Genomic DNA, 22,844 nt, shown 5'->3' with positions numbered 1-22,844 from the left:
CTCCCCCGGAGTGGCGGCGTTTTTGCGCGCGCGTGCGATCGCCCGCATAGCCCAGGGAAACTGTGATCGTGGTCAGGCAGCAACCACCTCACCACCCCTTGCGCGACCGCTTCAAGCAGCCACGACCGCCAAGGCGCGCGCTTTCGATAGCGTTCACCGAAAAAATGTGAACTCAGTGTGACGAGCACTATCAAGTTGTAGCCATGCACCGCCGTTATCGGCAATAGCGACACCGATAGTTGTCGCGCAGCAGTCGCCTCACCTCGTTCCCCCCACGCCATCTCGCCCAGTTCCCCACGGCTGCGCGCCTACGCCCTGCCCGGAGTTCCCATCATGAAGTGGTTCCACGATCTACCCATCGCCCGAAAGCTCACCGTGGGGTTCGCCCTCACCACGCTGATGACCTTGGCGCTGGGCATTTTTGCCCTGGTGCGCCTGGGCGAGGCCAATGAACAGCTGCGTGCGATGAGTACCAACGACATTCCGTCGGTGCAGCACCTGGGTGAAATCCGCGCCCAGCTCGGTGAATTCCGCACCTATGAAATGGCACAGTTGACCGTGCTCGACAAGCCGGAATCGGTTGCCGACTACAACAAGCGGATGGAAACCACGGGCAAAGTGGTCCAGGACGAGATGGCCGCCTATGCCGCCCTGCCGGCCGAGCCCAAGGAACGTGAACTCTACGAGGTCGTCGCCGCACGCAATGCGGACTACTTCAAGGCGAACGCCGCGATCAAGCAGGCCATCGCCGCCGGCGACTACGCAGGCGCGCAGCAGATCTCCGATGAGCAGTCCCGCCCCGGCCGCCGTGCACTGTTCGCCGCCATGAAGGAACTGGGCGAGTACAGCAACGGCGTCATCGCACGCCGCGTGGAAAGTGCCAACGTCATCCACAAGAACAGTGTCTACGCGATCATCGCCTGCATGGTGCTGCTGGCACTGCTGGCTGCCGCCATGGGCGTGGTCATCGCGCGCGCCATCACCCGCCCGCTGGCCCAGGCCGTGCATGCGATCCAGTCGGTCTCGCGTGGCGACCTGTCGGTCAACATCCAGTCCACCAGCAAGGACGAAGCCGGCCAGATGCTGGCTGCGACCCGCGACATGACCGTGATGCTGCGCCGCTTCTCGGTGGAAACCCAGCGCATGGCCGAGATGCATGCCGGCCCGGACATGAGCCACCGCATTCCGCAGGACTTCCCGGGGGTGTACGGTGAACTGGCCGTGGGCATCAACACGATGATCTTCGAGCATCTGGACGCGATCACCGATGCCATCGCGGTGCTCAACCAGTACGCCAGCGGTGATCTCTCGCAGAACGCCCGTCGTCTGCCGGGCAGCCGCGCGATCCTGCATGAATCGATGGATGCCGCCAAGGCCAGCCTGCTGGCGATCAACACGCAGATCCAGTCGCTGGCCCAGGCCGCCGCTGCCGGTGACTTCACCCAGCGCGGTGATTCGATGCGCTTCGACCACGACTTCCGGGTCATGATCGAGCACCTGAACACCATGATGGAAGTGGCCGACGGCAACCTGACCCAGCTCTCGCACCTGCTGCAGTCCATTGCCAATGGCGATCTCACAGCACGCATGCAGGGCCAGTTCCACGGTGTGTTCGCGACCATGCGCGATGATGCCAACACCACGGTCGCGCAGCTGACCGGCATCGTCGGCAGAATCCAGCAGGCCTCCTCCAGCATCAGCACCGCGGCCGGCGAGATCGCCTCGGGCAACAACGACCTGTCGCGCCGTACCGAGCAGCAGGCCGCCAACCTGGAAGAGACCGCCGCCTCGATGGAGGAACTGACCTCCACCGTGCGCCAGAACGCCGAGCATGCCCGTCAGGCCAACCAGCTGGCCATCGGTGCGCATTCGGTGGCCTCGCAGGGCGGTGATGTGGTTGGTCGCGTGGTCAGTACCATGCACGAGATCGACGCCTCCTCGCGCCGCATCGCCGACATCATCACCGTGATCGACGGCATCGCTTTCCAGACCAACATCCTGGCACTGAACGCGGCGGTCGAAGCCGCCCGCGCCGGTGAACAGGGCCGCGGTTTCGCGGTCGTCGCCTCGGAAGTGCGCACCCTGGCCCAGCGTTCGGCCGGTGCCGCCAAGGAGATCAAGGGCCTGATCGATGAGTCCGTCGGCAAGGTCGCCGAAGGCTCGCAGCTGGTCAACCAGGCCGGTGCCACCATGGGCGAGATCGTCGCCTCGGTGCAGCGCGTGACCGACATCATGGCCGAGATCTCCGCCGCCTCGCAGGAGCAGTCCGCCGGCATCGAGCAGGTCAACCAGACCGTGGTGCAGATGGACGAAACCACCCAGCAGAACGCGGCGCTGGTGGAAGAAGCCACCGCCGCTGCCCGCGCCATGGAAGAACAGGCCGGTCATCTGACCGATGCGGTCTCTTTGTTCAAGCTCGACAGTCGCACTCCCGCGGCACCGGTCGCTGCCCGCGCACCGGTCGCACCGGCAGCACCGCGCGGTGCCACGCCGACCAAGCCGAGCGCTGCCGCACCGCGTCGGCCGATGACCCGCGAACCGGCCATGGTCAACGACGCCGAGTGGCAGGAATTCTGATCCTGCCTCACGGTCGCCATCGTTGACACGACGACACCCCGCTCCGGCGGGGTGTCGTCGTTCGAGGGTCCGGCGATCCGTGCAAAGGGCCGCCCGCGTCACATTTCTTACCGAATTCAGCACAGTGATGAGGCACAGCCATCAAGTTATCGGCGGCTCGCGCCGCTATCGGGTCTATCGAGTTGCGCAGGGACGCCAGCAGCATGACCACGGCAATGGCATCGGTTCGGCAGCACCGGCAGATCACGACGCGCCGCGCCGTGGCAGGCCTGCTCATGCTGTCACTCTGGCTCGGCTGGATACTGCCTGCGCTGATGCGTACGCTGGCCGAGACGCCACCGGCGATGACCGCCGATCAGATCCTGGCCGGCCTGGGTGGACCGTTGCCCGCCGTCGGTGCTCCAGTGCTGCTACTGGCAGCCGGCCACTGCCCGTGCGCGGCCCCGGCAACCGCAGCCCGGCCCTCGCTGCACGTCATCGACCGCCGCGACGTCGCCGCCGCAGTGCCCTATGCCTGGGTCGTGCTGGATGCCTCACGTCGCCTGGTCTACGCAGGACCCGCGCTGCTCGAGCGCGGTTGCGGCGGACTCGCATCCTCGGCCGCGCCCCTGATCCAGCAGTTGCTTGCCCATCCGCAGCCCCCGCTCATTGTTCCCTCCCCCTGCTCATGCCCACAGGAGTGACCCGCATGTCCGCCCACGCAACCACCCCCCTTTCGCTGGTGGGTCACGAGAAGGTGCCGTACCTGCAGGTCATGGCGGCCGAGGCCGATCGCCTGTTCCTGATGATGACGGCCCTGCTGTCGGTCGCCTCGCTGGTCCTGGCCGTCCACAACGCCCAGTGGACCCCCTTCCTGGCGATCACCCTGCCCAGCCTGGTGCTGGTCGCGCTGCAGACCCGCTGGCTGCCGGGCACGCGCCTCTCGCGCTGCACGGTCGCCCTGGTCTGGATGGTGCTGGCCGCCACCTTGATCCACCAGACCCACGGCATGCTGGAAACGCACTTCACGGTGATCGTATTGATCGCCTTGCTGCTGTATTACCGCGACTGGCTGCCGATCGTGGTCGCTGCCGGCGCCATCGCCGTGCATCACCTGCTGTTCTTCTATCTGCAGTCACGGGGCACACCGACGCCCGTGTTCGCTGCCGGCAGCGGCTTCGGCGTGGTCGTGCTGCACGCCACCTACGTCATCGTGGAGACCGCCCTGCTCAGCGCCATGGCGGTGCAGATGCGGCGTCAGCTGCTGCTGATCGGCCACGACCCGCGCGCGCTGGCCGCCATGGCACGCGGTGTGGTCAATGACCAACCGCTGCCGACCGGGGTACACCCCGATGACTTCCCCGTCGACTCACTGGCGCACACCCTGGTCCAGACCAGCCAGCAACTGCTGGATCGCCGCCAACGCGAACAGGCCAGCCTTGCCGACACCCTGCGTATCCGCACCGCGCTGGATGACGTCACCACCCACGTCATGATCGCCGACCGCGACCGCAACATCGTCTTCGTCAATCGCCCACTGCAACACATGCTCAGCGGTGTCGAGCAGGATCTGCGCCGCGACCTGCCGCAGTTCAACGCCCGCGATCTGATCGGGCGCAACATCGATATCTTCCACCGCCACCCCGCCCACCAGGCCAAGCTGCTCGATACGTTGGAGGGCACCTACCGCGCCCAGATCCGGATCGGCGGCCGCGTGATGCGCCTGATCGTCAACCCGATCATCGGCAGCGACGGCCAACGCCAGGGCTTCGTGGTGGAATGGGCCGACCGCACCACCGAACTGCAGGTGGAAGAGGAGCTGGGCCGCATCGTGCACGCCGCCGCCAACGGTGACTTCGCCGGCCGCGTCGAGACCGCCGGCAAGGAGGGTTTCTTCCTGCAGCTGGCCGAGCACCTCAACGGCCTGCTGGATGCCAACGCGAGCAGCATCGAACAGATCTCACAGCTCCTCTCCGCGCTGTCGCGGGGCGATCTCACCACACGCATGGAAGGCGACTTCCACGGTGTGTTCGCGCGCATCCAGGACGATGCCAATGCCACGATCGACCAGCTGACCGGCATCGTGTCCAGCATCCAATCGGCATCCAGCAGCCTCAGCGCGGCGGCGAGCGGCATGTCCGAAGGCAACGGCCGTCTCTCCAGCCGGACCGAGCAGCAGGCCGCCAGCCTGGAAGAAACCGCCGCCACGATGGAAGAACTCACCGCCACCGTGCGCCAGAATGCCGAGCATGCCCGCCAGGCGAATCGACTGGCCAGTGGTGCATCGGAGGTCGCCTCGCAGGGCGGTGAGGTGGTCGGCGAAGTCATCCGTACCATGAGCGGCATCCAGGCCTCCTCCCGCCGCATCGCCGACATCATCTCGGTGATCGACGGCATCGCGTTCCAGACCAACATCCTGGCCCTCAACGCCGCAGTGGAGGCCGCCCGCGCCGGTGAGCAGGGCCGTGGCTTCGCTGTCGTGGCCACCGAAGTGCGCACCCTGGCCCAGCGCTCGGCCGCCGCCGCCAAGGAGATCAAGACGCTGATCGACGACTCGGTCGGCAAGGTGGCCCATGGCAGCCAGCTGGTCGATCGTGCCGGGGCCACCATGGGCGACATCGTCACTGCCGTGCGCCAGGTCAACGACATCATGGGCGAGATCTCCGCCGCCTCGCAGGAGCAGTCGGTGGGCATCGAACAGGTCAACCAGAGCATCGCGCAGATGGACGTCAACACCCGCCAGAACGCTGCACTGGTGGAAGAATCCATGACGGCCACGCATGGCATGGAGCATCAGGCCGGCCTGCTGGCCGAAGGAGTGGCGCGCTTCCACCTGGACGACGGCCAGACCTCGGTACTGCAACGTATCCGCCAGATTGCCAGCGCCAATTGAGGGCCCAGGACGCACCGGCCACATGCCGGTGCGTTGGTCTCCCTGCCATCTGACCCTACATAATTGTGACCGGCTGCCGATAAACGGACTGAGCCCTGGCATCTGCGGATGTCGTCACCCGCCCAACTCAGCAGATTCCATGTCCGAAGGCAGCCTCGACGCACACGACCCCTCCCATGCCGCGCACGACGACGGCACGGACGACCGGTATCTGGTCCGCAACCCTCGCCAGATCCGGCAGTTGCTGCAGGCGCTGATCGACCAGCGTTCGTTGATCAACGCCCATCTGGGGGGGCGCGACCAGTCCTTCCCGACGGCCGTCCTGGAACTGGACGAAGACGACGATTGGCTGCTGCTCGACGGCAGCCCGTCCGAGCCCTCCAATCGCGCGGCCGAAGAAGCCGGCCACCTGCTCTGCTTCGCCCAGCTGGACCGGGTGATGGTCCGCTTCCGGCTCGATGGGCTGGAGCGTACCCAGAACGACGGCCACGTGGCCTTCCGCGTGCCGTTCCCCGACGAGCTGGTCCACCTGCAGCGCCGCGAGCTGTACCGTCTCGAGACGCCGATCACCGATTCGCCGCACCTGAAATTCCCGATCAACGAAGACCGCAGCGAGGTCCTCCACCTGCGGGTGGTGGACATCAGCGGCGGGGGTCTGGCGGTCACGGTACCGGTGGACTGCAACGTCTTCTCGCTGCAGAAGCGGTATGCCGCCCAGCTGGACATGCCGGACAGCAGCCCACTGCACATCTCGCTGGTCGTGTGCAATCAACTGGCCGTGAAGCTGCCCAATGGCGTGGAGATGAAGCGCATCGGCATGCGTTTCGATGATCTCCCGCGCGGCGGCGACAGCGCGATCCAGCGCTATATCTTCCGCATCGACCGACAGCGTAGTGCCCGGAAAAACGGGGAGATCTGACGGCCACTGAGCTCCTGTTGCTGTTGCTTCTGCCGTCGCCCCAGCCGTTGAGCCACTCAACGTAGCCTGGAGACAGATGCGCCCCCCTAAAGTCGCCCCCAACGAGGCCGATATCCAGCGTGAAGCCGGTTTTTTCGACCGCCACGCCCGACCCAGGACCCCTCGATGAACGACAAGAACTCCACCGCTGCCAGCGACGGCGGCGAATACCTCAGCTTCACCCTCGGCGCCGAGCACTACGGCGTGGACATCCTCAAAGTCCAGGAAATCCGCGGCTACGACTCCGTCACCCGCGTCCCCGATGCGCCCGACTACATCAAGGGCGTCATCAACCTGCGCGGCACCATCGTTCCCGTCATCGACCTGCGCCTGAAACTGCGCCTGGAAAACGCGACCTACGACGCCTTCACCGTCATGATCGTGCTCAACGTCGAAGACCGCGTCGTCGGCATCGTGGTGGACAGCGTCTCCGACGTCATCCCGCTGGCCGCCGACCAGATCCGCCCGACCCCCGAATTCGGCGCCGCCGTCGACACCCGCTTCATCTCGGGCATCGGCACCCAGGACGACCGTATGCTCATCCTGCTCGACATCGAAACCCTGCTCGACAGCGCCGACATGGGCCAGACCCATCTGGTCGTTGACGACGTCGCCGCCTGAGACGTCTGTCACAGAAAAGAGCGTTCCTACCCGCGTTTGCAAACGCAACGCGGGTCACGGAAAAAAAGTGCTTCAGTTCCGCGATAGCCGGCCGATAGCTGGATTCAGGACCCGGCTGCACTGGATTGCCCACGGCCGGGCCACTTGCCCATATCCCCGGAGAATTTCCCGATGAAGTCCCTGCTTGCCCTGTTCTCGGTCGCCGTGATCGCCACCTCCGCGTCCTCCGCGTTTGCCCAGTCCAACGAGATGATCCCGCCGGAAATGGCCCCGCGCTCGGTCGGCAAGGACGGCATGGTCTGTGGCAAGGTCGAAAAGGCCCGCTACGCCGAAGGCTCCGAAGGCCAGCCGACCTTCCTGTACATGGGCGGTGCGTTCCCGCGCCACACCTTCTCGGCCCGCATCGCCGGCGCCAACCGCGACAAGTTCAGCTTCCCGCTGGAGTCGTTGGAAGGCAAGACCGTCTGCGTGATCGGCAAGATCGCCCGCGATGCCTCGCGCGCTGAAATCGAAGTCAGCTCGCCGTCCAGCCTGAAGCTGGCCAACATCAAGTAATCCCCCGTACGCCCTGCCACGCCGGCACCGGCCGGCGTGGTCGCTGCAACCGGCCACCTCGGCCGGACGCGTTTGCCACTGGAGACTGCACCTGCCATGCCGTGGATCAACAACCTCAAACTGATGCCCAAGTTGATGCTGACTTTCGGCGTCCTCCTGCTGGTGATGCTGCTGCAGGGCATCGTGGCCTATCGCGGCCTCCACTCACTCAACAACGTCACCACCGAGCTGGCCGGACATCGGATGGACAGCATCCGCATGGCCGGTGAAATGCGCGGCATGGTCGGTGAGTATCGCAACTCCGCCTACCAGGGCCTCATCCGCGCCAGCGATGACGTCAAAGCCGAAGCCAAGAGCCGTGCTGCGGACCTGCGCACCCAGATCGACGCCTCGATCAAAAAATACCCCGAGCTGATCGACAATCCCCAGCAGAAGAAGCTGTTCGACACCTTCGCCAAGGATTGGGCCGATTCGCTGGCGTCCTACGACGCCGTCACCGAAATGCTCGAGCTGGACCTGCCCGACGATGCCGTGGACACCTTTGTCGGTGAAACCCGCGCCAAGCACCGCAAGGCGTCCTCCGCGCTCGAAGCGCTGATCGCCGAAGACAACCGCCTCTCGCGCGCCTCGCGCGAAGAAGCCGAATCCACCTATGCCGCCTCGGCCATGCTGACCGTCATCACCCTGCTCGGCGGCGCCGCCCTGGGCCTGGTGCTGGTGTATCTGTTCGCCCGTTCACTGGTGGGCAGCATGCGCGGCGCCGTGTCGGTCGCCAACGATGTCGCCAGCGGCAAGCTGGATGGTCACATCGATGTCAGCCGCAAGGACGAAGTCGGTGACCTGCTGCAGGCCATGCAGCGCATGCAGCGCGATCTGCGCGAGCGCACCGAGACCGACCAGGCCATCGCCCGCGAGAACCTGCGCATCCGTACCGCGCTGGACTACAGCTCGACCGGCGTGTGCCTGACCGATACCGATCTGAAGATCGTCTACACCAACCGTGCCCTGCAGCAGACGCTCACCCAGCACGCCGAGGAGCTTCAGAAGGATCTGCCGGAGCTCGACACGTCCGCCACCTTGGTCGGCAAGTCCGTGATGATCCTGGAGAAGAACCACCGGATCGACGATCGCTTCATGGGCCAGCTGGGCCAGCACGGCGTCGCACATCGCCAGTTGCAGTTCGGTGAGGCGCAGTTCGCGCAGTCGGTCACCACCATCCTCAACGAACAGGGCGAGACCGTCGGCCACGTGGCCGAATGGCGCGACCGCACCCCCGAGGCGCTGGTGGAAGCCGAAGTGGCGCGCGTCATCGCCCAGGCTGCTGCCGGTGATCTCTCCGGTCGCATCGACAGCGAAGGAAAGGACGGCTTCTTCCTGCAGCTGGCCCAGCAGATCAACGGTCTGCTGGATGCCAACTCGGCCAGCATCGAACAGGTCTCCAACCTGCTGACCGCACTGTCCAAGGGTGACCTGAGCGTGCGCATGCACGGCGACTTCCAGGGCGTGTTCGCCCGGATGCGCGACGACGCCAACGCCACTGCCGAGCAGCTCAGCGGCATCGTCACCCGGATCAAGGATTCCAGCCAGGCCATCAGTTCGGCTGCCAGCGAGATCGCCACCGGCAACAGCGACCTGTCGCGCCGGACCGAGCAGCAGGCCGCCAACCTGGAGGAGACCGCCGCTTCGATGGAGGAACTGACCTCCACCGTGCGCCAGAACGCCGAACACGCCCGCCAGGCCAACCAGCTCGCCATCGGCGCGCATACGGTCGCCAGCCAGGGCGGTGACGTGGTCGGCCAGGTCGTGACGACCATGAGCGCGATCCAGATCTCGTCCAAGAAGATCGCCGAGATCATCTCGGTCATCGACGGCATCGCCTTCCAGACCAACATCCTGGCGCTCAACGCCGCGGTCGAAGCCGCCCGTGCCGGCGAGCAGGGCCGCGGTTTCGCGGTCGTCGCCTCCGAAGTGCGCACCCTGGCCCAGCGTTCGGCCGGTGCGGCCAAGGAGATCAAGGGCCTGATCGACGATTCCGTCAGCAAGGTCAACGACGGTTCGGCACTGGTGCAGAAAGCTGGCGCCACCATGGGCGAAATCGTCGCCTCGGTGCAGCGCGTGACCGACATCATGGCCGAGATCTCCGCCGCCTCGCAGGAGCAGTCGGCCGGTATCGAACAGGTCAACCAGACCGTGGTTCAGATGGACGAAACCACCCAGCAGAACGCGGCGCTGGTGGAAGAAGCCACCGCCGCTGCCCGCGCGATGGAAGAACAGGCCGGCCACCTCACCGATGCCGTGTCCATCTTCAAGCTGGACGAGCATGCGCTGGCGCCTGCACCGGTCGTGGCGGCCGCAGCACCGCGCACCGCCCGCGCACCGGTCGCCGCCGCCCCGGCCCGTCGCCCGGCAGCGCGCCCGGTCGCTACCGAACTGGCCGACGGCGACTGGCAGGAGTTCTGATTTCCTGACGCATTGCCGTGTCACATGAAGGCCCCGGTGCTTCGGCATCGGGGCCTTTTTCATGCACAACTGCCTGCCTGAATGGCGAACGGCTAAATACTCGCCGGAATCGGCCGATAACAGCATTGCCAGACACTTCGTCGCGGCCGGCCAGGTGGGTGAACGTCACCGCGATTTCCCTGGCATCGCCACGTGCTTCCCTGCCGATCAGATGCCCTGCCCATGACTCTATTCCGCCGCTGGAACCAGTACTTCGCCAACCTCTCCGTCCGGCGCAAGCTGAACCTGCTGACGCTGCTCATCGCCCTGGGCGTGATCGCGCTGTCGGTGGTCGCGGCGCGCATGCAGTACGTGGACCTGACCGAAACGCGCAAGACCAGCCTCAAGACCCAGGTCGAGCTGACCTACGGCATCCTCGATCACTACCACGGCCTGGCGCAGAGCGGCGAGCTCAGCGAGCAGGAGGCCAAGCAGAGTGCGCTGGAAGCCTTGGCCCGCATGCGTGCGGACAACAATGCCTTCTACTACAGCGTCTACGACACCCAGTACCGCGTGATCATGCATCCGTTCCGCAAGGATCTGATCGGCCAGGACATGAAGGACTTCCGCTCCGAGGACGGCGTCCGCCTGTTCTACGACCTGGTCGGCATGGCCCGGATCGGCGGCGGCGTGGTCACTTACAAGTGGGAAAAGGCCGGCGAAAAGGGCCTGTTCGTGAAATCGGCCTACGCGGGCATGTACCAGCCGTGGCAGTGGGTCGTCAGCAGCGGCGTCTATATGGAGGACGTGCAGCAGCAGGCGCTGGTGTTCACCGGCATCATGACCGCCACCGGTGGCGGCGTGGTGCTGATCGTGCTGGCGCTGAGCTGGTTGATCGGCAACCGCATCACCCTGCCCCTGCGCCAGGCCACCAACGTGGCTGAGAGCATCGCCCGCGGCAAGCTGGACAGCCGCATTGGCGAGCAGGCCCATGACGAGCCTGGCCGCCTGCTGGAAAGCATGGCGCGCATGCAGGAACAGCTGCACGCGGTGATCAGCGGCCAGCGCGAGATGGCAACCCATCACGACGCCGGCAACACCAGCTACCGCATGGATGAGGGCGCCTTCCCGGGCGAATACGGCCTGATGGTGCATGAGACCAACACCCTGGTCGGCGCGCACGTGCAGACCATGAGCGAAGTGCTGTCCGTCGTGCAGCGCTACGCCCAGGGTGATCTGAGTGCGGATCTCACCCGCTACCCCGGCGAGAAGGCGCAGATCACCGCCACCGTCGATGCGGTCAAGCAGAACCTGGGCAACATCAACGGCGAGATCCAGCGCCTGGCATCGGCCGCCGCGGCTGGCGACTTCAGCCAGCGCGGCGATACCGCCCGCTTCAATCACGATTTCCGCCTGATGATCGCCAACCTCAACGCGATGATGCAGGTCAGCGACGAGAACCTGGGCAAGCTCTCCCAGCTGCTGTCGGCCATCGCCGAAGGCGACCTGACCGCACGCATGGACGGCGATTTCAAGGGCGTGTTCGCCACCATGCGCGACGACGCCAATGCCACCGTCGCGCAGCTGACCCAGATCGTCGGCCAGATCCAGACCGCCGCAGGCAGCATCAACCTGTCCGCGGGCGAAATCGCCACCGGCAACAGTGACCTGTCGCGCCGCACCGAGCAGCAGGCCGCCAACCTGGAAGAAACCGCCGCCTCGATGGAGGAACTGACCTCCACCGTGCGCCAGAACGCCGAACATGCCCGCCAGGCCAATCAGCTGGCCATCGGTGCGCACTCCGTTGCGTCCCAGGGCGGCAGCGTGGTGGGTGAAGTGGTCACCACCATGGCCGCGATCCAGACCTCGTCCAAGAAGATCGCCGAGATCATCTCGGTCATCGACGGCATCGCCTTCCAGACCAACATCCTGGCACTGAACGCGGCGGTCGAAGCCGCCCGCGCCGGTGAACAGGGCCGTGGCTTTGCAGTCGTCGCCTCCGAGGTGCGCACCCTGGCCCAGCGTTCGGCAGGTGCCGCCAAGGAGATCAAGGGCCTGATCGATGATTCGGTCGGCAAGGTCGCCGAGGGCTCGCAGCTGGTCAACCAGGCCGGCGCCACCATGGGCGAAATCGTCGCCTCGGTGCAGCGCGTGACCGACATCATGGCCGAGATCTCCGCCGCATCGCAGGAGCAGTCCGCCGGCATCGACCAGGTCAACCAGACCGTGGTGCAGATGGATGAAACCACCCAGCAGAACGCCGCCCTGGTGGAAGAAGCCACGGCAGCCGCCCGCTCCATGGAGGAGCAGGCCACACAGCTGGCCGATGCCGTCGCCATCTTCCGCCTGGACAACCAGGTCGCCGCGGCCGTCAGCGCGGTCACCGCGCGAGCCGGTGCGGCGTTGCCGCCAGTGCGCAGCGCCCCGCGCCCGGCGCCCGCCGCCCCCCGCCCGGTCGCAGCCGCCAAGCCCTCGCGCGCCCTGCCCGCCGATGACGGCAACTGGCAAGAGTTCTGAGTTTGCGCGGCGGTCGCACGACCGCCGCACCCCCCTTTTACTGCGAGCCTGCCCGTGTCCACGCCTCCTGCCACCGCCGCATCCTCCAATGGCCGCGAATTCGAGTTCGCCGACCGTGATTTCCGCCGTGTCTGCGAGCTGATCTACCAGCGGGTCGGCATCTCGCTGGCGCCCGCAAAGCGCGACATGGTCTATGGCCGCCTGTCGCGCCGGCTGCGTGCGCTCGGCATGCGCAGTTTCAGCGACTACCTGGACCAGCTGGAAGCCCACGGCGGCGAGGAATGGCAGGCGTTCACCAACGCGCTGACCACCAACCTCACCGCGTTTTTCCGCGAGCCGCATCACTTCGAGAAGCTCACCGACGAACTGCGCCTGCGCGGCAACGGTGGCGGCACCCTGCAGCTGTGGTCGTGCGCGGCCTCCACTGGCGAAGAGCCCTACTCGATGGCGATCACCGCCTGCGAGACCTTCGGCACGCTCAAGCCGCCGGTGCGCATCCTGGCTACCGACGTGGACACTCAGGTCTTGGCCACCGCCAGCCGTGGCGTCTATGCGATCGACCGGGTCTCCGGTCTGGATCCGGCGATCCGCAAGCGCTACTTCCAGCGCGGCACCGGCCCCAACGAAGGCCACTGCCGCGTGCACCCGGCCCTGCGCGATCTGATCGACTATCGCCCGCTCAACCTGCTCGCCAACCGCTACGACGTCGGTGGCCCGTTCGATGCGCTGTTCTGCCGCAACGTGATGATCTATTTCGACAAGCCGACCCAGCGCGGCATCCTCTCGCGCCTGATCCAGCACATGGGCGACGACGGCCTGCTCTATACCGGCCACTCCGAGAACTACCTGCACGCCGCCGATCTGATCCAGCCGTGCGGGCGCACCCTGTACAAGCGCGCGCCCGGAGCGCCGGTATGAGTCTGCCGATCCGCAACGATGAGGTGATGCGCTACTACGACAGCCGCTTCCAGGTCACCGCTGCCAAGCTGTTGCCGACCCAGTATCTGGCGGTGGACGACAACACCGCGCTGACCACCACGCTGGGCTCCTGCGTGGCCGCCTGCCTGCGCGACCCGGTGCTGAAGATCGGCGGCATGAACCACTTCCTGCTGCCCGAGGGCAACGTCGGTGATGGTGCGCCCGCGCGCTACGGCAGCTACGCCATGGAGCTGCTGATCAACGACCTGCTCAAGCGCGGCGCGCACCGCAAGCGCCTTGAGGCCAAGGTGTTCGGTGGCGCCAACGTGCTCAAGGGCTTCACCAGCAACCCGGTCGGCACCCGCAACGCCGAGTTCGTGCGCCAGTACCTGCAGGCCGAGCACATCCCGATCATTGCCGAAGACCTGTGTGGCATCCACCCGCGCAAGGTGTGGTTCTTCGCCGACACCGGCCGCGTCGTCGTGCAGCGGCTGCCGCACGCGCATGAAGCCGAAGTCGCCGCGACCGAATCGGCCGTGCGCGCCCGTCTGTCCAAAGCCCCGGTCACCGGTGGCGTGGAGCTGTTCGAATGACCCATGGTGCACCCTGCAAAGTCCTGATTGTCGACGACTCGGCGGTCGTGCGTCAGATGCTGAGCGAAATCCTCGACAGCGATCCCGGTATCGAAGTGGTCGGCACCGCCGCCGACCCGCTGCTGGCGCGCGAGAAGATCAAGCGCCTGGCCCCGGACGTGATCACGCTGGACGTGGAAATGCCGCGCATGGACGGCCTGGCCTTCCTTGAAAACCTGATGCGCCTGCATCCGCTGCCGGTCGTGATGATCTCTTCGTTGACCGAGCGTGGCGCTGACACCACGCTGCAGGCATTGGCGCTGGGCGCGGTGGACTTCGTCTCCAAGCCCAAGCTGGATGTCGCGCGTGGCCTGCAGGGCTACGCCGACGAGATCATCGCCAAGGTCAAGATGGCCGCACGCTCGCGCGTGCGTCCGTTGGCCCGCCCGAATCCGCCGCGTATCACCCTCGGCGCCGTGGCTCCCGTCGCGCCGCGCTCCATCCAGTTCCGCACCACCGACCGTCTGATCGCCATCGGCGCCTCGGCCGGCGGCACCGAAGCCCTGCGCGTGGTACTGGAAGGCATGCCCGCCGATGCACCGGCCGTGGTGATGACCCAGCACCTGCCGGCCACCTTCAGCACGCCGTTCGCCGAACGCCTGGACCGCCACTCGGCGATGTCCGTGCGCGAAGCCACCGACGGCGAAGCCGTGCTGCCCGGCCATGCGTATCTCCCCCCGGGCGGCAAGCACCTGCGGATCATCCGTGACGGTGCGCGCTGGCGCTGCCGGATCGACGATGGCCCGCCGGTCAACCGGCACAAGCCGGCCGTGGACGTGCTGTTCCGCTCGGTCGCTGAAAGCGCCGGCGCCAATGCCATTGGCGCGATCCTCACCGGCATGGGCGACGATGGCGCCCGTGGCCTGCTGGATCTGAAGAACGCGGGCGCGCCCACCTTGGTGCAGGACGAAGCGACCAGTGTGGTCTGGGGCATGCCCGGTGCGGCGTTCAAGCTGGGCGCAGCGGAGGAGATGGTGCCGCTGGAGCGGATTGCGGAGCGGTTGATGGCGTTGGCGCGGGGTTGACGCGGCTGGCCCGCGAGACCCTGCTGCCGCAGATGCTGGCGCGCTTCACCCATGTGCAGCCGGCTGAGTCGGTTAACGACATCCAGGCGACTGTACGAAGTCGCTGGGCGACCTGCAACTTCTATCCTACGTCACCGTTCCTGTCGCAGCGGCTCCTTCGGCGCTTCGTTTGAAGAACAGGGGTCGGGAAAAGGTGTCGCCGCCGGCATGCTCTCCATGGTAATCGTACCCAACGTCGAGAAGTTTCCGGACGGCGCATCGTCGTAGGTGCCTAGAACGGTTACTGGACAAGGGGATTCGTACTGCCAATCCCCCCGCCCTTTCATCCGATCCATCCTTGATCGAGCGGCGGCGAAAGCGTGGCGATCAGTCTGCACGCCAATGCCGCCTGACGCATTCTGGTAAAGAAAATAGTCCTTGCCTGGATACAGCAACAACTGCCCGAAGCCACTGACAAGGTATCCACTGATCTGCACGGTGCGACCTGCGTACTGCTGGTGGGAACCCCAAAGATCACCGAAGGAGAGCAAACAAATTTCATCGCGACCTTCTCCCACGCATTGCCGCGGCGCCGCTTCCGCCGCACCGATGCTGAGCATCAAGGCAAGCCCGCTAAGAAGTTGAGTGCTTACCCCCATTGATATCTCCGCCGTTCTTCAAGTACGACCAACCTTACATCCTGCCATCGGTCAAACCAACAAACGCCTCAATGTCCAATGGCGTCGTTCTTGATCGATTCGGCCTCCGGTACATGTCCCGCCCGGCCTTGAGGTCTGCGCTGCTGAACAAATCAGTCCCAGGTGCGTATGCGCATACCCGATGGCAGCATCCCCAAGCACTGAGGCGGAGCTGCAGAGCGTCGACACGCTTATCTGGAACTAAAAACCGTCGCTTACCGAGTACCCCAGAACCGCGCCCTTGTTCATCCCCTGAAAGATCCTGACGCCTATTTCAGATTCATACCTGATGCCCACCGGCATTACAGTGTCGAACCATGCTCTGGCGGCAGCACCAGCGGCCTTGAATTCTCTATTGCGGAGCCCGGAAGTACGCGACGTCGCGCATATTCCGCCGGCATGGCCATGAACCGCCGCGTCTGCGCATGGAATACGGCTCGGTGCAGCAACGACGCCGACAACGCTAAGGAAATCAACACGGCAGACCGCGGCGCCTGCGCGTTACGGCGACTCAGATGGAGGGTAAACGAAAACAAGCGCGAACTCGGTTGCAGCTTCGTTCGAAGGAACTTCGAATCTGTACTTCTTCAAGGTTTCCCGGGCTGCAACATCCATCGACCTGTTTTCGGAGCTTCCATCAATTCTGACATCTATGGGACGCCCGTTCACATCGATCTGGAATCCAATCCTGACACAGGCGCCGGGGTACTTTGAGCCTAGAGGATCCCTTGGGACCTTGAACGGCTGCTTGTAGACAACAAGCTCCTCTGTGTTCTCTACAACCTTATCCCAGCCCCCAGACCGGCAATCGCATCCAGATACCGCGGCAGCCGTCATCATGAAGTACGCAGTGATGCCGATCATCTTAATTCCCTCCCACCAAGGGGCCTGGCACCGGAAGTTCAGAGTAATGGGTTCTCAGTGGCATTCCCAAGCATTGCTTGTCGGGGTTCTCCAGGAATCGAACTGCGTTGAACTCGTCAGCATCAGCATTTGAGGTTGCCGCCCTGTAACCAAACGTGGCACAAGCCATAGGCGTATGACCAATCTCGTGGGTGCTGATCACCCGCGTCCTGCTGCTGGAAGACGACTGGCTCACCCTGATGTCGCGTGACCAGTTCGTGATCGAACGCCGCGCCGGCCTGCTAATCGAGATCGGCAGCGCCGGCGATGACCTCTTCCTGCATGCGAAGGCACTGGAACAGTTCGCCATGCCTAGCTGGATGAAAGTCATTTGTCCAAGCCTTGCGGTAGCTTGGGCTGCAGGTCAGCGCAGGAGCCAACAAATGGAAGCATCCTTGGGCCGCTTGCAACCATCACAGTTCCCAACGTCGCAAAGTCTCCAAACGGCTTGTCGGTATAAATGCCCTGTACGGTGATTGGACAGAGGGCCTCGTCCTGCCAGTCTCCCCCCCCAGGGATAGGACGCATCTCGGCAAGTGCGGCCTCCAACATTGCCTGGTCCATTTGCACCGCGATGCCGCCGACTGCCTTCTGGTACAGAAAATAGTCTTTTCCTGAATACAGAACCAGTTGGCCAAAACCGCGGACAAGGTATCCACTGATTTCGATCCGGCGTCCCGCGTACTGCTCGCGCGAACCCCAAAGATCACCAAAAGAAAGTGCGCAGGTCTGGTCCTTGCCCTCCCCGTAGCATTGCCGCGGCGCTGCAGCTGCTGCACCGAATGCAGACGCAAGAATGAGCCCGCCAAGGAGTGGAATACCTAACATTCGCATCAGTTTTGCCACCATTCTGCAGGGATGCCCATTCACACATCTTACCGTTCGTCAGTCCAACAAACGCTTCGAAATCCAGAGGGACGGATCAACCAGAATTCACCGCCCTATACATTGACTGGGCCATCTGGATGTCTTCACCACTGAAGAAATCCGTGCCGGGATGTGTATGAGCGTAGTCGATGGGGGCGGACTCGGATTACTGTCCGCATAGCGATACCTGCTGAACAGCTCCACGGGATTAGACGCCGCGGCCACTGGATCGACCGACAGATGGGAACCAACGTCGGAGTCGTAATAGCGCTGCTGCATGCAGGTCAGCCCAGTCGAAGGACCTGCCTCGTCGCTTTCGGCTACCGGAGAGCCTGACGCATGGCCGTTCCGTTATCCGGCGCGTGGCTGATGGCGCACGTGGGCACCTGGCGACTGCGCAACGAATCTGACCTCGGCTCTTGGCTTCACTTTGGTCCAGGCCAACCAAACCAACCCATCAGTCGTTCTCCAGGACCTTGGAAATTCTGGAGATGTACACATCCGAGAACGAGCCTACGCAAGCGCCATTCACCGCGCCCTCCTTGTACTTACCTTGAATCATCACAAAGTAAACACCGGCAGACAGGCCCGCGGCCGAATCTTCATAGGTAGCACCACGACGGTCAACGTCGACACATGCTATGAAATCGAAACGACGCAGCCCATCCGCCGCGGGTCCGATGACATCTCTGCGCCCGCCTTCATGGAGAAGATATCCAAAGGTTGCCACCGCCTTGCCATCGTAGGACTCCGGGTTCGCCAGCAAGGCGTGGATGGGTACTTGACAGTACTGCACACCCTTGTAAGCACCACTCATCGCCTGGCATCTGCCACCTTGACGCTCCGCCGCGCTGGTCGAGATGAAGCACGTCAGCCCCACAGCGGAAAGGATCGCAAGACTAAATGTCCTTTTCATACCATCCCACATAGATCACCTCATCTGGCTTTGCGTTCGAAGCTGTTTTTTTCCATGCTCGCAGGTCCAGCCATCTTGATGGGCCACTTGGCGGCACGACGTATACATCCACACTCTTCTGTAAAGCCTCCCGTTCTTACCCGACGCGCCTGCCCCTCCCGAGACCTGGTACCCCTTGATAGTCCGAGCTGTGGCGCTCTTCCATGTTGGCGGAAATTTCCCTTACTTCCCAGCCGCCTATTCCATCAATGTTGGCGTTGAAGCTGGCCGGAGTTCCTACCAGGCCACGCTCTACCCTGAATCTGTACTTGCACCTACGACATCTCCCTTTGACCTCATGTGCTCGCGCTGCCCTCAGCAAAACGACGCGTCCATGCACTTTTCGATTGCGCGAGCCTATCAATAAAAAAACCCCCGGCTTTCACCGGGGGTTTGTGTTTTCAGCCCATCGACCAACGGTCGATGGCTACCAAGGCCGGGCAGCGCCCGGCACCCGGATCAGGCAGCAACCGTACCGGCCACTTCCTGGTAGTCCTCGATCTGGTCGAAGTTCATGTAGCGGTAGATGTCCTTGCTGCTGGCATCCAACACGCCGATGTCGGCCATGTACTCTTCCTTGGTCGGGATGCGACCCAGACGCGAACAGATCGCGGCCAGTTCGGCCGAACCCAGGTACACGTTGGAGTTGCGGCCCAGACGGTTCGGGAAGTTGCGGGTCGAGGTCGAGAACACCGTCGCGCCCTCACGCACCTGCGCCTGGTTGCCCATGCACAGCGAGCAGCCCGGCATTTCCATGCGTGCGCCGGCGGTGCCGAAGGTGCCGTAATGGCCTTCCTTGGTCAGCTCCGAGGCATCCATCTTGGTCGGCGGTGCCACCCACAGCTTGGTCGGGATGTCGCGCTTGCCTTCCAGCAGCTTGGCGGCCGCGCGGAAATGACCGATGTTGGTCATGCACGAACCGATGAACACTTCGTCGATCGCCGCACCGGCCACGTCGGACAGCGTCTTGACGTCGTCCGGATCGTTCGGGCAGGCCACGATCGGCTCGTGGATGTCGGCCAGATCGATCTCGATGACGGCGGCGTACTCGGCGTCGGCATCCGGGGCCAGCAGCTCCGGGTTGGCCAGCCAGGCTTCCATCTTCTCGATGCGGCGCGCCAGCGAGCGGGCGTCCTGGTAACCCTCGGCGATCATCCACTTCAGCAGCGTGATGTTGCTGGTGAGGTACTCGATGATCGGCTCCTTGTTCAGGTGCACCGAGCAACCGGCGGCCGAACGTTCGGCCGAGGCATCGGACAGTTCGAACGCCTGCTCGACCTTCAGCTCCGGCAGACCTTCGATTTCCAGGATGCGGCCGGAGAAGATGTTCTTCTTGCCGGCCTTGGCCACGGTCAGCAGACCGGACTTGATCGCGTACAGCGGGATCGCGTTGACCAGGTCACGCAGGGTCACGCCCGGCTGCATCTTGCCCTTGAAGCGGACCAGCACCGATTCGGGCATGTCCAGCGGCATCACACCGGTGGCCGCCGCGAAGGCGACCAGGCCCGAGCCGGCCGGGAACGAAATGCCCACCGGGAAACGGGTGTGCGAGTCGCCACCGGTGCCGACGGTGTCGGGCAGCAGCATGCGGTTGAGCCAGCTGTGGATCACGCCATCGCCCGGGCGCAGCGAGATGCCGCCACGGGTGGAGATGAACTCCGGCAACGTGTGGTGGGTCTTGACGTCCACCGGCTTCGGGTACGCCGCGGTGTGGCAGAACGACTGCATCACCAGGTCGGCCGAGAAGCCCAGGCAGGCCAGATCCTTCAGCTCGTCACGGGTCATCGGGCCGGTGGTGTCCTGCGAGCCCACCGAGGTCATCTTCGGTTCGCAGTAGGTGCCCGGGCGCATGCCCTGGCCTTCCGGCAGGCCACAGGCGCGGCCGACCATCTTCTGCGCCAGCGAGAAGCCCTTGCCGGTATCCGGCGGGTCCATCGGCAGGCGGAACAGATCGGTCGGGGCCAGGCCCAGCGCTTCACGCGCCTTGGCGGTCAGACCACGGCCGATGATCAGCGGAATGCGGCCACCGGCGCGCACTTCGTCGAACAGCACGTCGGACTTGACCTTGAACTCGGCGATGACGGCGCCGTCCTTCAGGGCCTTGCCGTCGTACGGGCGCAGCTCGATCACATCGCCCATGTTCATCTGCGACACGTCGAGTTCGATCGGCAGCGCGCCGGCGTCTTCCATCGTGTTGTAGAAGATCGGCGCGATCTTCGAGCCCAGGCACACGCCGCCGAAGCGCTTGTTCGGGATGAAGGGAATATCTTCGCCGGTGAACCACAGCACCGAGTTGGTGGCCGACTTGCGGCTGGAACCGGTACCGACCACATCACCCACATAGGCAACCAGGTGGCCCTTGTCCTTCAGCGATTCCAGGAACTTGACCGGACCGCGCTTGCCGTCTTCTTCCGGCTCGATGCCATCACGCTTGTTCTTCAGCATCGCCAGGGCGTGCAGCGGGATGTCCGGGCGGGTGGTGGCATCCGGGGCCGGCGACAGGTCGTCGGTGTTGGTTTCGCCGGTCACCTTGAGCACGGTGATGGTCAGGCTCTCCGGCACCTGCGGACGGCTGGTGAACCATTCGGCATCGGCCCAGCTCTGCAGCACGCCCTGGGCGTTGGCATTGCCGGCCTTGGCCTTTTCCTGCACGTCGTGGAAGGCATCGAACACCAGCAGGGTGTTCTTCAGCGCATTGGCGGCGATGGCACCCACGGCGCTGTCGTCCAGCAGCTGGACCAGCGGCGCGACGTTGTAACCGCCGAGCATGGTGCCCAGCAGTTCGGTGGCGCGCTCGCGCGTGATCAGCGGATTGACTTCGCTGCCCAGGGCGATCGCGGCCAGGTACGAGGCCTTGACCTTGGCAGCGTCATCGACGCCGGCCGGCACGCGGTGGGTCAGCAGTTCCAGCAGGAACTCGGCTTCGCCGGCGGGCGGGTTCTTCAGCAGTTCGATGACGTCGGCCGTCTGCTGGGCGCTCAGCGGCAGCGGCGGGATGCCAAGCGCGGCGCGCTCGGCTACGTGGTGGCGGTAGGCTTCCAACATGACAACTCCCGGGTGATTCTTTGAAAGAATGCGGTTTAAAAGTATGGGCTCAGGCGTGCGGCACGATCAGCTTCAGGCCCTTGAAGTAGTCGCGGTAAAATTTGTCGTTCCAGGTGATCAGGCCGTCGCACTGCAGCAGTGCGTGCGAACCCACCATGAAGTCGTCCAGGCTGCGGCGGCCTTCGCCGCGCTGCCGGTGACGGCGCTGCATCTCGCCTGCACGCAGGGCCGATTTGGCTTCCAGCGCGTTGAAATGGACGCCCATTTCCTCCAGCGCCTCGAGCACTTCGGCACCGCCGCGCAGCGAGGCGCACAGTTCGGCCAGGGTCGCCCCGCAGACCACGACGCGGCCGCCGACCAGGTTCTGGCGCAGACAGGCCTCCACGGCGTCAGCCTGCGGGCCGTTGCTGAGCAGTTCGATCAGCACCGGCGAATCGACGGCGATCATCGCAGGCTCAGTCTTCGTCACGGACGGCCTTCACCGCGGCCTCGGACGACTCGAAGCCGTCCAGCGCGAATTTGCCGCGGGCGCGTGAGATCGCATCGTCCACACTCTTGCGCAGGATGATGCGGCCGCCTTCCAGCTCGACGGTGAGCTGGGTGCCCTTGGTCAGCCCCAACGCATCACGCACGGCCTTGGGCAGGGTGATCTGTCCGCGCTCTGCAACGGTGGCTTCCATGGGGTACGCCTCAAAAAGTATGTATGAATTGTACGTACTTTATCGTTCAGGGGCAAATCCAGGCGCTGCCTGCCTTGCGGGCGCCGTGGGCCGCGCAAGAAGGCTAGACTGGTCGGGCAGCCACCGCTGCCGCCCGGACGCGGACACTTCCCGTCACCCTGGCGACCCGCACACCCATCGATAGACAAGGACATCCCACGATGCGCGCCACCACCCTCGCCTTTGCCCTGCTGATTGCTGCCCCGCTGGCCCTCGCGGCCCCGCCGGCGCATGCCAACCCGTTTGGCGCCTACACCACCGGCACCGAGATCACCCAGCAGCAGCTGGATGCCGCCGAAGTGGGCAAGACCACCCAGGAGGATGTCCGCGGCGCCTTCGGTGCCCCCAGCCGCCGCGAACAGCTTGGCGACACGCAGGTCTGGTACTACGACTTCGTCAAGATCAAGTCGTTCGGCAAGAACGTCCAGGAAGCCACGGTGTTCGAGTTCGGCAAGACCGGCGTGTTGTCGGCCAAGTCCAAGACCAATGCCGTGGGCAAGACCGGCAATCCGCTGATCGACGCCGCCAACGGCAAGTAAGCGGCCGCCCACAAGCTACTTCCCG

The 22,844-nt window shown here is 64.6% G+C and carries 20 protein-coding genes and 2 pseudogenes; 13 read left to right on the top strand and 9 right to left on the bottom strand.

Going from position 1 to position 22,844, the window contains the following annotated elements; all coding sequences use genetic code 11:
* The first annotated feature begins 333 nt into the window (after positions 1 to 333).
* The 11 genes from ACWV8V_RS04925 (at position 334) to ACWV8V_RS04875 (ending at position 15,114) form a co-directional block, all read left to right on the top strand.
* Positions 334 to 2,577, top strand: a complete 2,244-nt coding sequence (locus tag ACWV8V_RS04925; RefSeq protein WP_259260943.1) for a methyl-accepting chemotaxis protein — start codon at positions 334 to 336, stop codon at positions 2,575 to 2,577.
* Between the two features lie 203 nt (positions 2,578 to 2,780).
* Positions 2,781 to 3,260 (top strand): hypothetical protein, encoded by a 480-nt coding sequence (locus tag ACWV8V_RS04920; RefSeq protein ID WP_259260945.1) that lies wholly within the window; start codon positions 2,781 to 2,783, stop codon positions 3,258 to 3,260.
* Between the two features lie 5 nt (positions 3,261 to 3,265).
* Complete coding sequence (locus ACWV8V_RS04915) at positions 3,266 to 5,449, top strand: methyl-accepting chemotaxis protein (protein WP_455899082.1); 2,184 nt, start codon at positions 3,266 to 3,268, stop codon at positions 5,447 to 5,449.
* A 139-nt stretch (positions 5,450 to 5,588) separates the two neighbouring features.
* Positions 5,589 to 6,368 carry a flagellar brake protein gene (locus ACWV8V_RS04910; RefSeq protein WP_259260947.1) on the top strand — a complete coding sequence of 260 codons (780 nt, stop codon included), beginning with the start codon at positions 5,589 to 5,591 and terminating at the stop codon, positions 6,366 to 6,368.
* Positions 6,369 to 6,533: 165 nt separating this feature from the next.
* On the top strand, positions 6,534 to 7,028 hold the full coding sequence (locus tag ACWV8V_RS04905) for a chemotaxis protein CheW (RefSeq protein ID WP_259260948.1): 495 nt from the start codon (positions 6,534 to 6,536) through the stop codon (positions 7,026 to 7,028).
* Positions 7,029 to 7,199: 171 nt separating this feature from the next.
* A complete protein-coding gene (locus ACWV8V_RS04900; RefSeq protein WP_123729177.1) occupies positions 7,200 to 7,583 on the top strand; it encodes a hypothetical protein in 384 nt (127 codons plus the stop codon).
* A gap of 96 nt (positions 7,584 to 7,679) precedes the next feature.
* On the top strand, positions 7,680 to 10,043 hold the full coding sequence (locus tag ACWV8V_RS04895; protein WP_455899081.1) for a methyl-accepting chemotaxis protein: 2,364 nt from the start codon (positions 7,680 to 7,682) through the stop codon (positions 10,041 to 10,043).
* A 222-nt stretch (positions 10,044 to 10,265) separates the two neighbouring features.
* Positions 10,266 to 12,539 carry a methyl-accepting chemotaxis protein gene (locus tag ACWV8V_RS04890; RefSeq protein ID WP_455899080.1) on the top strand — a complete coding sequence of 758 codons (2,274 nt, stop codon included), beginning with the start codon at positions 10,266 to 10,268 and terminating at the stop codon, positions 12,537 to 12,539.
* A 54-nt stretch (positions 12,540 to 12,593) separates the two neighbouring features.
* On the top strand, positions 12,594 to 13,457 hold the full coding sequence (locus ACWV8V_RS04885) for a CheR family methyltransferase (protein ID WP_455899079.1): 864 nt from the start codon (positions 12,594 to 12,596) through the stop codon (positions 13,455 to 13,457).
* Positions 13,454 to 14,050, top strand: coding sequence for a chemoreceptor glutamine deamidase CheD (cheD, locus tag ACWV8V_RS04880; RefSeq protein ID WP_123729173.1), 597 nt, complete (start codon positions 13,454 to 13,456; stop codon positions 14,048 to 14,050). Before ACWV8V_RS04885 ends, cheD begins: the two co-directional genes overlap by 4 nt.
* Positions 14,047 to 15,114, top strand: a complete 1,068-nt coding sequence (locus ACWV8V_RS04875; RefSeq protein ID WP_123729172.1) for a protein-glutamate methylesterase/protein-glutamine glutaminase — start codon at positions 14,047 to 14,049, stop codon at positions 15,112 to 15,114. The genes cheD and ACWV8V_RS04875 overlap by 4 nt, the downstream gene beginning before the upstream one ends.
* 131 nt (positions 15,115 to 15,245) lie before the next feature.
* Here ACWV8V_RS04875 and ACWV8V_RS04870 read toward each other — a convergent pair whose 3' ends face one another.
* Together ACWV8V_RS04870 and ACWV8V_RS04865 are read right to left on the bottom strand one after the other, a co-directional pair.
* Positions 15,246 to 15,713 carry a hypothetical protein gene (locus ACWV8V_RS04870; protein WP_259260951.1) on the bottom strand — a complete coding sequence of 156 codons (468 nt, stop codon included), beginning with the start codon at positions 15,711 to 15,713 and terminating at the stop codon, positions 15,246 to 15,248.
* A 579-nt stretch (positions 15,714 to 16,292) separates the two neighbouring features.
* The gene (locus ACWV8V_RS04865) at positions 16,293 to 16,655 is read right to left on the bottom strand and encodes an energy transducer TonB family protein (RefSeq protein WP_455899078.1); all 363 of its coding nucleotides are present in this window, start codon (positions 16,653 to 16,655) and stop codon (positions 16,293 to 16,295) included.
* Between the two features lie 194 nt (positions 16,656 to 16,849).
* Here ACWV8V_RS04865 and ACWV8V_RS04860 point away from each other — a divergent pair.
* Positions 16,850 to 16,960 (top strand): annotated as a pseudogene (locus ACWV8V_RS04860) (LysR substrate-binding domain-containing protein); the annotation flags it as partial.
* A gap of 61 nt (positions 16,961 to 17,021) precedes the next feature.
* Here ACWV8V_RS04860 and ACWV8V_RS04855 read toward each other — a convergent pair.
* The 7 genes and pseudogenes from ACWV8V_RS04855 to ACWV8V_RS04825 all read right to left on the bottom strand — a co-directional run bounded on the left by ACWV8V_RS04855 (position 17,022) and on the right by ACWV8V_RS04825 (position 22,241).
* Entirely contained in the window at positions 17,022 to 17,540 is a 519-nt protein-coding gene (locus tag ACWV8V_RS04855; protein ID WP_455899637.1) for a hypothetical protein, read from the bottom strand.
* A gap of 87 nt (positions 17,541 to 17,627) precedes the next feature.
* Positions 17,628 to 17,852, bottom strand: a pseudogene (locus ACWV8V_RS04850) (hypothetical protein); the annotation flags it as partial.
* A 166-nt stretch (positions 17,853 to 18,018) separates the two neighbouring features.
* Entirely contained in the window at positions 18,019 to 18,477 is a 459-nt protein-coding gene (locus ACWV8V_RS04845) for a hypothetical protein (protein ID WP_259260955.1), read from the bottom strand.
* The gene (locus ACWV8V_RS04840) at positions 18,461 to 18,574 is read right to left on the bottom strand and encodes a hypothetical protein (protein WP_455899606.1); all 114 of its coding nucleotides are present in this window, start codon (positions 18,572 to 18,574) and stop codon (positions 18,461 to 18,463) included. Before ACWV8V_RS04840 ends, ACWV8V_RS04845 begins: the two co-directional genes overlap by 17 nt.
* Before the next feature lie 401 nt (positions 18,575 to 18,975).
* Entirely contained in the window at positions 18,976 to 21,561 is a 2,586-nt protein-coding gene (gene acnB / locus ACWV8V_RS04835; protein WP_455899077.1) for a bifunctional aconitate hydratase 2/2-methylisocitrate dehydratase, read from the bottom strand.
* Positions 21,562 to 21,610: 49 nt separating this feature from the next.
* Positions 21,611 to 22,009 carry a type II toxin-antitoxin system VapC family toxin gene (locus ACWV8V_RS04830; protein WP_123729168.1) on the bottom strand — a complete coding sequence of 133 codons (399 nt, stop codon included), beginning with the start codon at positions 22,007 to 22,009 and terminating at the stop codon, positions 21,611 to 21,613.
* Between the two features lie 7 nt (positions 22,010 to 22,016).
* A complete protein-coding gene (locus ACWV8V_RS04825; RefSeq protein ID WP_123729167.1) occupies positions 22,017 to 22,241 on the bottom strand; it encodes an AbrB/MazE/SpoVT family DNA-binding domain-containing protein in 225 nt (74 codons plus the stop codon).
* A 200-nt stretch (positions 22,242 to 22,441) separates the two neighbouring features.
* Here ACWV8V_RS04825 and bamE point away from each other — a divergent pair, with 200 nt between their 5' ends.
* A complete protein-coding gene (gene bamE, locus ACWV8V_RS04820) occupies positions 22,442 to 22,819 on the top strand; it encodes an outer membrane protein assembly factor BamE domain-containing protein (protein ID WP_123729166.1) in 378 nt (125 codons plus the stop codon).
* Positions 22,820 to 22,844: the final 25 nt, after the last annotated feature.

The organism is Stenotrophomonas sp. Ker107b, from assembly GCF_053847245.1.
The sequence above is the reverse complement of the archived record's forward strand: the minus strand, read 5'-3'. Positions and strand labels throughout refer to the sequence as shown.